Annotated in this window: 12 protein-coding genes; 10 read left to right on the forward strand and 2 right to left on the reverse strand. The window is 65.6% G+C overall.

Annotated elements, in window-relative coordinates:
* The first annotated feature begins 75 nt into the window (after window positions 1-75).
* The 6 genes from VHL31_RS17890 (at window position 76) to VHL31_RS17915 (ending at window position 5,823) form a co-directional block, all read left to right on the forward strand.
* A complete protein-coding gene (locus tag VHL31_RS17890; protein ID WP_329662602.1) occupies window positions 76-1,611 on the forward strand; it encodes an extracellular solute-binding protein in 1,536 nt (511 codons plus the stop codon).
* A 63-nt stretch (window positions 1,612-1,674) separates the two neighbouring features.
* Window positions 1,675-2,622: a sugar ABC transporter permease gene (locus VHL31_RS17895; RefSeq protein WP_329662603.1), complete on the forward strand. Its 948-nt coding sequence runs from the start codon at window positions 1,675-1,677 to the stop codon at window positions 2,620-2,622.
* Between the two features lie 2 nt (window positions 2,623-2,624).
* A complete protein-coding gene (locus VHL31_RS17900; RefSeq protein ID WP_329662604.1) occupies window positions 2,625-3,440 on the forward strand; it encodes a carbohydrate ABC transporter permease in 816 nt (271 codons plus the stop codon).
* A 4-nt stretch (window positions 3,441-3,444) separates the two neighbouring features.
* Entirely contained in the window at window positions 3,445-3,636 is a 192-nt protein-coding gene (locus VHL31_RS17905) for a hypothetical protein (protein ID WP_329662605.1), read from the forward strand.
* On the forward strand, window positions 3,636-4,748 hold the full coding sequence (locus VHL31_RS17910; protein WP_329662606.1) for an ABC transporter ATP-binding protein: 1,113 nt from the start codon (window positions 3,636-3,638) through the stop codon (window positions 4,746-4,748). The genes VHL31_RS17905 and VHL31_RS17910 overlap by 1 nt, the downstream gene beginning before the upstream one ends.
* Before the next feature lies 1 nt (window position 4,749).
* Window positions 4,750-5,823 (forward strand): ABC transporter ATP-binding protein, encoded by a 1,074-nt coding sequence (locus VHL31_RS17915; RefSeq protein ID WP_329662607.1) that lies wholly within the window; start codon window positions 4,750-4,752, stop codon window positions 5,821-5,823.
* 3 nt (window positions 5,824-5,826) lie between these two features.
* On the opposite strand, the gene VHL31_RS17920 is transcribed toward VHL31_RS17915, so the two are convergent.
* Both VHL31_RS17920 and VHL31_RS17925 read right to left on the reverse strand, forming a co-directional pair.
* A complete protein-coding gene (locus tag VHL31_RS17920) occupies window positions 5,827-6,444 on the reverse strand; it encodes an alpha/beta hydrolase (protein ID WP_329662608.1) in 618 nt (205 codons plus the stop codon).
* Window positions 6,445-6,461: 17 nt separating this feature from the next.
* Window positions 6,462-7,394 (reverse strand): ring-cleaving dioxygenase, encoded by a 933-nt coding sequence (locus tag VHL31_RS17925; RefSeq protein WP_329662609.1) that lies wholly within the window; start codon window positions 7,392-7,394, stop codon window positions 6,462-6,464.
* A 185-nt stretch (window positions 7,395-7,579) separates the two neighbouring features.
* Between VHL31_RS17925 and VHL31_RS17930 the strand changes: the two genes are divergently transcribed.
* The 4 genes from VHL31_RS17930 to VHL31_RS17945 form a co-directional block, all read left to right on the forward strand.
* Window positions 7,580-8,017: a DoxX family protein gene (locus tag VHL31_RS17930; RefSeq protein ID WP_329662610.1), complete on the forward strand. Its 438-nt coding sequence runs from the start codon at window positions 7,580-7,582 to the stop codon at window positions 8,015-8,017.
* 72 nt (window positions 8,018-8,089) lie between these two features.
* On the forward strand, window positions 8,090-9,004 hold the full coding sequence (locus VHL31_RS17935; RefSeq protein ID WP_329662611.1) for a LysR family transcriptional regulator: 915 nt from the start codon (window positions 8,090-8,092) through the stop codon (window positions 9,002-9,004).
* 99 nt (window positions 9,005-9,103) lie between these two features.
* Window positions 9,104-10,054: a 3-hydroxyacyl-CoA dehydrogenase family protein gene (locus VHL31_RS17940; protein ID WP_329662612.1), complete on the forward strand. Its 951-nt coding sequence runs from the start codon at window positions 9,104-9,106 to the stop codon at window positions 10,052-10,054.
* Window positions 10,051-10,213, forward strand: a 163-nt coding sequence (locus VHL31_RS17945; protein ID WP_329662613.1) for an SDR family NAD(P)-dependent oxidoreductase, incomplete at its 3' end; no start/stop codon positions are given. The genes VHL31_RS17940 and VHL31_RS17945, both read left to right, overlap by 4 nt.

The raw sequence follows: 10,213 nt of genomic DNA on the forward strand, positions 1-10,213 counted from the left end.
GGGCATAGGCCCGGCCGCGTTCATCATCGGATCGAGAACGTCATCGAGAACGTTCCGATCCAAGGGAGGCTATGAATGACCGGAACTTTCCGGCGCGGATTCACGCGTCGTGACGCCTGGCGCACGAGCGCCGCCTATGCCACTGGCCTGTCGGCCGTAGCGACCTTCGGTTTGCCGGCGTTCGCCCAGAGCGGAGATGCCGACAAGATCGTCGCCGAGCGCGTGGCCGCCAACCCGGACAAGTTCAGCCTCGCGCAGATCCCCGAGGTCTCAAACAAGGACAAGATCACGGTCGTGGTCGAGTCGGGCTTCTGGTCCGACTACCTGAAGACCGCCATGATCCCGAAGTTCACGGAGAAGACCGGCGTCGAGGTCGAGGTGGTCGGCATGTCGACCAATGTGATGTACGCCAAGCAGCAGGTCGAGCTGCTGGGCGACACGGGCGGTTATGACGTGCTGTCGATGGAAGCGGCCTATGTGCCGGAATGGGCGGCCAATGGTTTCGTGAAGCCCCTGTTCGAGCTGGCGACGGAGTACGATTCCGCCGGCGTCGACGGCATGGCCGAGTATCTCAAGCCGTTCTACGCCGGCTTGATGACCATGATGACCTACGAGAAGCAGCCCTACTCGATCCCCTACAACAACTATACCCAGGGGCTGCACTACCGGGCTGATCTGCTCGAGCATCCGGACGAGCGGAGGGCGTTCGCCGAGAAGTTCGGCTATCCGCTCGACGTGCCGATGACGTTCGCGCAGCTGATCGACGTCGCGGCGTTCTTCACCCGCAAGGCTGGCGAGCAGGCGGGCGGCAAGCCGCTGGAAAAGGACCTGTTCGGCGTGGCGCTAATGGCCGGCCGCAACGAGCAGATCAACGACGAGTTCAGCGCCATCATCTGGGGCATGGGTGGCGACTGGTTCCGCACGATCTACGACGTGAAGGGAGCCTTGGAAGGCTTCGAGGTCACCATCCCCGACCGGATCAGCGTGACGGCGGCGCAGACCTATATGGAACTGCTGAAGTCCGCTCCGCCGGCCGCCATGTCCTGGGACTTCCCGGAAGCCGCCAACGCCATGGCCGAAGGTCAGGTCGCGATGGTGCCGTTCATGTACAACAATCTCTGGCCGGTCACCTCGTCGGTCGAGACGAAGTTCCCAGGCACCCATGCCAAGGTCGCGACGGTCCCGGGCGGGCGGCCCTATACCGGTGCCTACGGGATCGGGGTGGCGCACAATGCGAACAATCCCGAAGGCGCCTACTGGTTCGTGAAGTATCTGACCTCGTACGAGGGGCAGATGGCCTATGCGCTGGGCGGCGGCAATCCGTGCCGACGTGACGTAGTGCTGGACCCGTTCTTCCAGACGCCGGAGCGGCGCCTGACCAATGGCGCCTATGCCCAGAACGACGCCGATACGATGGCCTGGACCTACGACGTCGCCAAGAAGGGCCACTTCACGTCGACCGCCATGGGCAAGATCTATTCCGAGCTCGCCATCACCTGCGCGAAGATCGCGAACAAGGAGCTGGAGATCGAGCCGGCCTACACGGAGCTTGCCGCCAAGATCGTCGACATCCAGGGCCGCAGTGGCAACGGCAAGATCCTGGAAGGCTGATCGCTCAAGGCCGGGAGGCGATACCTCCCGGCCTGCTTCTCGTCCCCTCGGAGAACTTCGCCGATGCAGGCCCGCAGCTCCTATCCAAGCGTGGCGCCCGGTGCTGCCGCGCCGGCACGGCCGCGCGGCCGGCTGAGCCGGATGATCGAGAACGACGCCACCTTCAAGTGGCTGCTGCTGGTGCCGGCCCTTCTCTTCATGCTGGCGCTGGTCGTCTATCCCACGGTGTTCGCCGTGGTAACCTCGTTCCAGAAGTACATCCTGCCGCGGCCAGCGAGCTTTGTCGGGTTGGACAACTGGCGCTGGGTGTTGAACGACGTCTCGTTCTGGTCGGCTTTCGCCACGACGCTCAAGTTCGTGGTCATCGCCGTCGTCATCGAGATCGTGCTCGGCACGCTGATCGCGCTGTTCCTGAACCGCGAGTTCCGGGGCCAGACCTTCATCCGCGGCCTGTGCATCCTGCCGCTCGTGGCGGCACCCTTCGCGACGTCGCTGGCATGGCGCCATCTCTACAATTCCGACTATGGCGTCATCAACTACCTCTTCCAGCTGGTGGGATTGCCCCGGGTCGAGTTCCTGGCCGACAGCTCCATCGCTCTCTTCTCGGTCATCGCGATCGACGTCTGGCAATGGACGCCGCTGGTCATCTTCGTGGTGTTCGCCGCCTTGCGCGGGCTTCCCAAGGAGCCATTCGAGGCCGCGAAGATCGACGGTGCCTCGGCATGGTTCACCTTCCGGCGCCTGACGCTGCCGATGATCAAGCCGGTTCTCCTGATCGTCGCCATGCTGCGGATGGTGGAAGCGTTCCGAGTCTACGACATCCTCTACGGGACGACCCGTGGCGGTCCTGGGACCTCGACCGAGACGATCAACTGGCTGATCTTCCGCGAGGGTTTCCAGTACTTCGACCTGGGCCGTGCGACCGCCATGTCGGTGCTGGTGCTCCTGATCGTGCTGGTGCTGACGAACCTGCTCTTCCAGCAACTCATCAAGGCCATCCGGGAGAGCTGACCATGGCACGCAGTCTCCTGTTCTGGTTCGGCATCGTGCTCCTGGTCGGTGCCTGCCTGTTCCCGATCCTGTGGATGCTGAACCTAAGCCTGAAGCCGAACGAACTGGCCCAGGCCTGGCCACCCGTGTTCTTCTTCTTTGAGCCGACCTTCGAGCACTACCCGACGGCATGGCGCTCGGCGAACCTTGGCCCCTTGCTGCTCAACAGCGTGATCGTGGCCATCGGCAGCACGATCCTCGTGCTGCTCGTCTCGGTACCGGCCGCCTACAGCTTCGCCCGCTACGAGACCTCGCGCGGCCACCTCCTGTTCATGATCCTCTCGACCCGGATGATGCCGGCCGCCGCCATCGTGGTGCCCTACTACCTGATCTTCCGGCAGTTCGGTCTGCTCAACACCCACATGGGCGTGATCCTGGCCCATGCATTCTTCAACTTCTCCTTCTGCACCTTCGTGCTCTACGGCTTCTTCAAGGAGATCGACCCGAACATCGAGTATTCGGCGATGATCGACGGCTACAGCCGCCCGGAGATCTTCCGGCGGATCATCTTCCCGCTGCTGAAGCCGCCCATCGCGGTGGTGACCTCGTTCAGCCTGATGTTCTCCTGGAACGAGTTCCTGTTCGCCTTCGTGCTCACCCGCACCGATGCCTCGCGAACGGTGACGGCCGGCATCGAGCAGTTCTGGACGATGACCGGCATCCAGTGGGGACCGATGTCGGCGGCAGCGCTGATCGCGATCGCACCCATGCTCGTCTTCTCGATCTACCTGCAGAAATACATCGTCCGGGGCCTGACCTTCGGCGCGGTGAAGAGGTGAGGCCATGGACTGGGGTGCACGACTCTTCTGGGGCTTCATGGTCTGGGTCACGATCAACCTGGTCTGGCTGCGCTTCCTCGAGCCGGTGGCAAGCATGTGGGTGGGCTGCACCGTCGCCACTGTGGGCCTGATCGTGACGATGGTGGTGCTCAAGCGCCTCTTCCCGATGGACGGCGCGCCCTTGAGGACTTCGTGATGCAGAAGCTCGCTATCGAGGACATCACGAAGCGCTACGGCCGGACGGTCGCGGTCGACAACGTATCGTTCGCCTGTGCCCAGGGTGAATTCTTCTCAATCCTGGGTGCATCGGGTGCCGGCAAGTCCACGCTCCTGAAAACAGTGGCCGGTATCGTGAAGCCCGACGCAGGCCGCGTCCTGCTGGACGGGGGTGACGTCACGACCCGTCCGATCCAGGAGCGGAACGTCGCGATGGCGTTCGAGAACTACAGCCTTTATCCGCAGATGAAGGTGTACGAGAACATCGCCTTCCCCTTGCGAGCACCCACCCGCCCACGCCGGCTCTCGCCGACCGAAGAGCGTGAGAAGGTTGTCCACGTCGCGAAGATCCTGAGCATCGAGCCGTACCTGGATCGACTGCCGGGCCAGCTCTCCGGCGGGCAGCGCCAGCGCGTCTCCCTGGCCCGCGCCATGGTCCGCGAGCCGAACGTGTTCCTGCTGGACGAGCCACTGGCTCACCTGGATGCCAAGCTGAAGTTCCAGACCCGCACGCGCCTGAAGCAGCTTGCGCTCGAGATCGGCGCCACGACCCTCTACGTCACGCACGACTTCAGGGAAGCGCTCTCGCTCTCCGACCGGATCCTGATCCTCCGCGAAGGTCGCATCGAGCAGATCGGCACCCCGAAGGAAATTTATCATCAGCCAGCCACCGACTTCGTGGCGGCCCTGGTGGGCGATCCACCGATGAACCTGATCGACGGCCGCCTGCGGAGCGAAGGCGGGCGCCTGCGCTTCGAGGTGGAGGATGCGCCGGTGCCGATCGTGATCGACCTGCCGAGCGCGCAGGCAACCGTGAACGTGCGGGACGATGGACTGGTGCGGCTTGGCTGCCGCCCCGGCGATGTACGCTATGGTACCGGCGCCACGAGCGGTGCCGTGCGCCTGCCGGTCTACGCCGTGGAGCACAGTGCCGAGGCGTCGCTGCTGAGCTTCAGCCTGGGCCATGACCGGATCGTTCAGGCCCAGGTGCCCGGCCGCGTCACCGCCCAGGTCGGCGAGCCGATCGAGATCGGCTTCCCAGCCGACCGCCTGTTCCTGTTCCGCAAGACCTTCGAACTCGGCGAGGTATGACGTGAAGTCGGTGGCATTGGACAATGTCAGCAAGAGCTATGGCGGGGTCGAGGCGGTCAAGAGCATCAGCTTCCAGGTCGCCAAGGGCGAGTTCATGGGCATCCTCGGCCCCTCGGGCTGCGGCAAGAGTTCGACACTGCGCATGATCGCCGGCCTGGAGGACATCACCTCGGGCGAGTTGCGCTTTGATGGTGTGGTCGTGAACGACCTGTCGCCCAAGGACCGGGGCATCGGCATGGGCTTTGAGAACTACGCGCTCTACCAGCCGCTTTCGGTGCGCCAGAACATTTCGTTTCCGCTGGAAGCGCGTGGCGTGCCACGCGCTGAGATCGGGCCACGCGTCGCAAAGATAGCGAAGCTGATGGAGGTCGAGGACGTGCTCGACCGGCGACCTTATGAGCTGTCAGGCGGGCAGCAGCAGCGGGTCTCGCTGGCGCGTGCGCTGGTGCGCGATCCGAGCGTGCTGCTGCTGGACGAGCCCTTGTCGCACATGGACCGGCATGCACGCGTGCGGCTGCGCGCCCGGATCCGGCACATCCATGACGCGATTGGCGCCACCTCCATCTACGTGACCCATGATCAGGAGGAGGCGGTAGCCCTTTGCGACCGGGTGGCCGTCATGAACTTCGGCGACCTGCAGCAGATCGGGACGGTGGAAGAACTCTGGCTGAAGCCGAGGAACCGCTTCGTGGCCGGCTTCCTCGGCCAGCCGGCGATGAACTTCCTGCCTGCCGTCGTCCACGATGGACACCGGCTGCGCTTCGACATCGAGGGGCAGCCGATGATGACGGTCCGACAGGCCCTGCCCGGGCGGGGCAAGCAGGTCACCTTCGGCATTCGCCCGGAACATATTCGGATCGGTGGGAACGACGCGACCATGCCGGGGCGCGTGGTGCTTGTGGAGATGGAGGGCGATGTCGATGTCATCACCATCGACGTGGGCGGCGTCGAACTGAAGACCCGGTCGGGCACGCATCGGTCCATGGCCCCTGGGGATGCGGTCATGCTGGCATTCCCGGAGGTCTCCCAGCATGTCTTCGATGGCGAGGACGACGCCGCGCCGGCGCTGAACTAAGCGTCAGCGCTCGGCAAGCCAAGCCTTGGCCAGGCTCAGGTCCGACTGCGACAGGCCGTGGCCGACCGGCAGGATCCGATGGTCCACGCTGGCACCTGCCTGCGTCAGCATGGATGCGAGCCGCCGGGCGTTCTCCGACGGGACGATCGGATCGGCCTCTCCAGACAGCAGCAGGACGGGCTTGCCATCGAGTCCTGTCCGCGTGTCGTCGGTGAGCGGGACCATCGCCCGCAGCAACACTGCGCCGGCCAGGACGTCGGGCTGGCGAAGGAGCAGGGCGGCGGCGATGTTGGCGCCGTTCGAGAAGCCAAGTGCGATCGGCGCTGCCAGGCCATAGGCTGAGCGTGCTTCCTGGACAAAGTCGGCCAGCTCGTCGATACGCCGGCGCAGGTCGACTTCGTCGAAAACTCCCTCCGCCAGACGGCGGAAGAAGCGCGGCATGCCGTTCTCCAGCACCTTGCCGCGAGGCGAGAGGAGGGCAGAGCCGGGTGCCACCGCCTGGCCCAGCGACAGGAGGTCGGTCTCGTCGCCCCCGGTGCCGTGCAGCAGCAGGACAGGCGGCCTCCCGGGCACGGTGCCCGGGAGATACCGGTGGATGAACGACAGCTTGTCGGTGGTCATCACGAACCTCATGCCATCTAGGCAAGCGGCGGCAGGGCCGCCTCGATGCCGGCGCGGCGGGATTCCAGGAAGCGCGGCAGCTTCAGCGACGTGCCGAGTTCGGCCGCTGGCTCGTCCACGGCAAAGCCCGGCTCGTCGGTCGCGATCTCGAAGATCGTGCCGCCGGGAGCGCGGAAGTAGACGGAGCGGAAATAGTCGCGGTTCTTCTGCTCGGTCACCATGATCTGGTGGTTGCGCACGAGCTTCTCCGCCATCTCCGCCTGCTCGGCGTCATCGGCGGCGCGAAACGCCACGTGATGCACCGACCCGCCGCCCATCCGTGCGGGCAGGAAGCCGGGTGCCGCATGGATGTCGACGATCCCGCCGATGGAGGTGCCGGGTGCGCGAAAGCGGACCAGCGAATCCTCGCGGCCGACCTGCTCGAAACCCAGCACGTCCGTGAGCACGGCTCCGGTGGCTGCATCGTCGTCGAGCAGGAGGCTCACGCCATGGATGCCGCGCACGGCATGCTCGGCAGGAACGCCGCCGCCGGTCCAGCCAGCTTCGCGCTCGATGCCGGGCAGGGCTGCCAGGGCAAGACGCATCCCATCCGGATCCTTGAAGGAGAGGACGGTCTCGCCGAACCGCTTCTTCGGTGTCTCATGGGTGATGCCCTTCTCGAGGAAGCGCTGCATCCAGTAGCCGAGCGAAGCCTCTGGAACGCGCAGCACGGTTTCCTCGGTCTCGCCGTTGCCCAGGCGGCCGGGCGCTACATGCTCCCAGGGGAAGTGGGTGATGATGGTGCCCGGGTTGCCTGCCTCGTCGCCGTAGTAGAAGTGATAGGTGGTAGGATCGTCGAAGTTGACAGTCCTCTTCACCATCCGCAGCCCGAGCAGATCGACATAGAAGTCCCGGCTGCGCCGCGCTGGCCCCGCGATCGCGGTGACATGGTGAATTCCATGAGCAGTCATGATGATGTCCTCATCGCGGCGGATGGCCCGCCTTCGCTGAGGAACCAGATAGGCTCGGCGATGTGCGAAGCGAAGGACCCGTTCATTGCACTCACGCAATCAATGGGCTGCAAATGTACAAGTTGTGGTGCATGCGTGAAATCGAACAAGCTCTGGACACCGACATCCAAGCGAGGTTCCTCACGATGATCGACCAGCGGTTTGCCCCTTACGGCGTCTTCGCACTGCGCGTGGCGCTGGGCCTCATGTTCATTTCGCATGCCTACCTGAAGTACGGGATCTTCACGGTGGCAGGCTTCGAAGGCTATCTCGGCTCGCTCGGCCTCCCGGCCCTGCTGGCCTGGCCGATCATCCTGGCGGAGCTGGTCGGCGGCATCGCCATCCTCGTGGGCTTCCATAGCCGTCTGGCCCAACTGGCCCTCCTGCCCATCCTGCTCGGTGCCGTCGGCGCCCATGCTGCCAATGGCTGGGTCTTCAGCGCACCGAATGGCGGCTGGGAATATCCGGCCTTCCTGGCAGTCGCCGCTCTGGCGCAGGTGATGCTGGGTGATGGCGCCTTCGCGATGAAGCGGACCGTCCTCCCCGTGCACCAGGCACGGAAAATCGGCGTTCAGGCTGCCTGATCCCTCTCCCGATCGACGCAGAGGCCGGCCAAGGTGCCGGCCTCGTTGCGTCTGGCGATAGGCGGCTCCCCCTTGAGCGAACCGTTCGACAAGCTGGCCTGGGACGACCTGCGGCTGATCAAGGCGGTGGCCGAGGCGCGCGGTCTGCCGGCCGCGGCCGCCCAGATCGGCGTGAACCACTCCACGGTCTTCCGCCGGCTGAAGCAGATCGAGGACCTGCTCGGTATCATGCTCTTCGAGCGGCACCGCACCGGCTACACCGCGACGGCGGCCGGCGAGGAGATCGTGGCGCTGGCCGAGCGGCTGGACGAGGAGATCAAGACCGTCACCCGCAAGCTCGCGGGCCGCGGCGCCAGCCCCGCCGGCGAGTTGCGGGTGACCACCAACGACAGCCTGCTCATCTACCTGCTGACCCCCCTGTTCGCCCGCTTCCGGGAGACCTGCCCGGACCTGCGGCTCGACATCGTGGTGAGCAACCAGGCCTTGAACCTGTCCAAGCGGGATGCGGACGTGGCCATCCGAGCGACCGACCGGCCGCCGGAGAACCTGGTCGGACGGCGCATGGCGCGGATCGCCTGGGCGCTGTACGGCCGCACGGGCGAACCCGTCGACATCGAGCGCATCCACGAGCGGAACTGGGTCTCGCTTGGCGACAACCTGGCGGCACTCCAGGCAGTGCGGCATGTGAACGAGCATGTCCCGCCGGAGCGCATCGCCTACAAGGTGAACTCCGTGCTGGGCCTGGCGGAGGCGGTGGAGGCCGGGCTCGGCATCGGCCATCTTCCCTGCTTCATCGCCGACGCGATGCCCGCGCTGGCGCGCCTGGCGCCGCCGGAGCCGGCCTTTGCCGCGGATCTGTGGCTGCTGACCCATCCGGACCTCCGCCACGCGCCGAGGGTGCGGGTCTTTTCCGACTTCCTCGGGGTTGAGCTCGCCAGGAGGCGTGACCTCATCGAGGGACGCAGGCCGATTTCGCTGGCGAGTTGAACCACGGACGAGGGGGATGGACAGGGCAGCGGCAGCGCGAGACGTTGCCCGCGAGCGGCAGAAAGAGAACAGCCCGCCATCTTCTGGGAGAGCGTCTGGATGAAGCAGATCGCCGTCATCGGTGCCGGTCTGATGGGGCATGCCCTGGCCCTGGTGTTCGCGCTGGGGGGGCATCGCGTCCGGCTGACCGACAGCAACCCGACAGTCCTGGCAGGGGCGAAGGAACTCATCGAGCGGGCCGCGCGTACGCTGATCGACGCGGGCGAGGCGGATGCCAGTTGGACGAGCGAGCGGCTGGGCCAGGTCGTTACGCGCCACGAGCAGCTGGCCGACACGGTGCAGGACGCGGACCTGATCGTGGAGGCCGTGGTGGAGCGCATCGACGTGAAGACGCAGCTCTTCACCGAGATCGACCGGCTGGCACCCGACGACGCCATCCTCGCCAGCAACACCAGCAATCTCGACGTGTTCCCGCTGATCCCGCGCCGTCGCTGGCCACGCGCGATGATCACGCACTGGTACACGCCGCCCTATCTGGTCGACCTGGTCGACATGGTGCCGACGCCGGAGACGGACCCGGCGGTGACAGCCGAGGTCAAGGCCATGCTGGAGGCGATGGGCAAGGTCCCGGTAGTCTTCCGCAAGTTCGTGACGGGCTACGTCGCGAACCGCATCCAGGAAGCCATCGCGCTGGAAGTCTTCCACCTCCTGGACGAAGGCGTGGTGACGCCGGAGGAGGTGGATCTTTCCGTCATTCACGGCCTTGCCCTGCGCATGCCGATCCTGGGCGTGATCGGCAAGGCAGACTTCACGGGCCTCGAGATGATGCGGCTGAACCTTGCGAACGGCTCCTATCGCCCGCCACCCATGACCGGCCGCTCGACCACGCTCGACCGGCTGGTCGAGGCCGGCAAGGAGGGAGTGCGCTCGGGGCAGGGCTTCTACGAGTGGCAAGACGCCAGCCCTGCCGAACTGTTCCAGGAACGTGACAACCGCCTGCTGGCGCTCAAGAAAGCGCTGCGGGCGATCAAGCCGATGGTGCCGAGATGATCTCCTACGACCTTCAAGGAAAGACGGCGCTCGTCACCGGCGGCGCGTCGGGCATCGGGCTGGCAACGGTGGAACTGCTTGCCCGCTCTGGCGCTGCCGTCGCGGTCAACTTCCTGCCCGAGGACCCACGCGGCCAGCGCGAGTTGCAGCGACTGCAGG

The organism is Geminicoccus sp. (assembly GCF_036263595.1).
Classification (GTDB): Bacteria; Pseudomonadota; Alphaproteobacteria; order Geminicoccales; family Geminicoccaceae; genus Geminicoccus.

Coding starts and splice junctions, on each gene's coding strand:
- VHL31_RS17890 (WP_329662602.1), top strand. CDS start 76: ATGACCGGAACTTTCCGGCGCGGATTCACGCGTCGTGACGCCTGGCGC.
- VHL31_RS17895 (WP_329662603.1), top strand. CDS start 1,675: ATGCAGGCCCGCAGCTCCTATCCAAGCGTGGCGCCCGGTGCTGCCGCG.
- VHL31_RS17900 (WP_329662604.1), top strand. CDS start 2,625: ATGGCACGCAGTCTCCTGTTCTGGTTCGGCATCGTGCTCCTGGTCGGT.
- VHL31_RS17905 (WP_329662605.1), top strand. CDS start 3,445: ATGGACTGGGGTGCACGACTCTTCTGGGGCTTCATGGTCTGGGTCACG.
- VHL31_RS17910 (WP_329662606.1), top strand. CDS start 3,636: ATGCAGAAGCTCGCTATCGAGGACATCACGAAGCGCTACGGCCGGACG.
- VHL31_RS17920 (WP_329662608.1), bottom strand. CDS start 6,444: ATGACCACCGACAAGCTGTCGTTCATCCACCGGTATCTCCCGGGCACC.
- VHL31_RS17925 (WP_329662609.1), bottom strand. CDS start 7,394: ATGACTGCTCATGGAATTCACCATGTCACCGCGATCGCGGGGCCAGCG.
- VHL31_RS17930 (WP_329662610.1), top strand. CDS start 7,580: ATGATCGACCAGCGGTTTGCCCCTTACGGCGTCTTCGCACTGCGCGTG.
- VHL31_RS17940 (WP_329662612.1), top strand. CDS start 9,104: ATGAAGCAGATCGCCGTCATCGGTGCCGGTCTGATGGGGCATGCCCTG.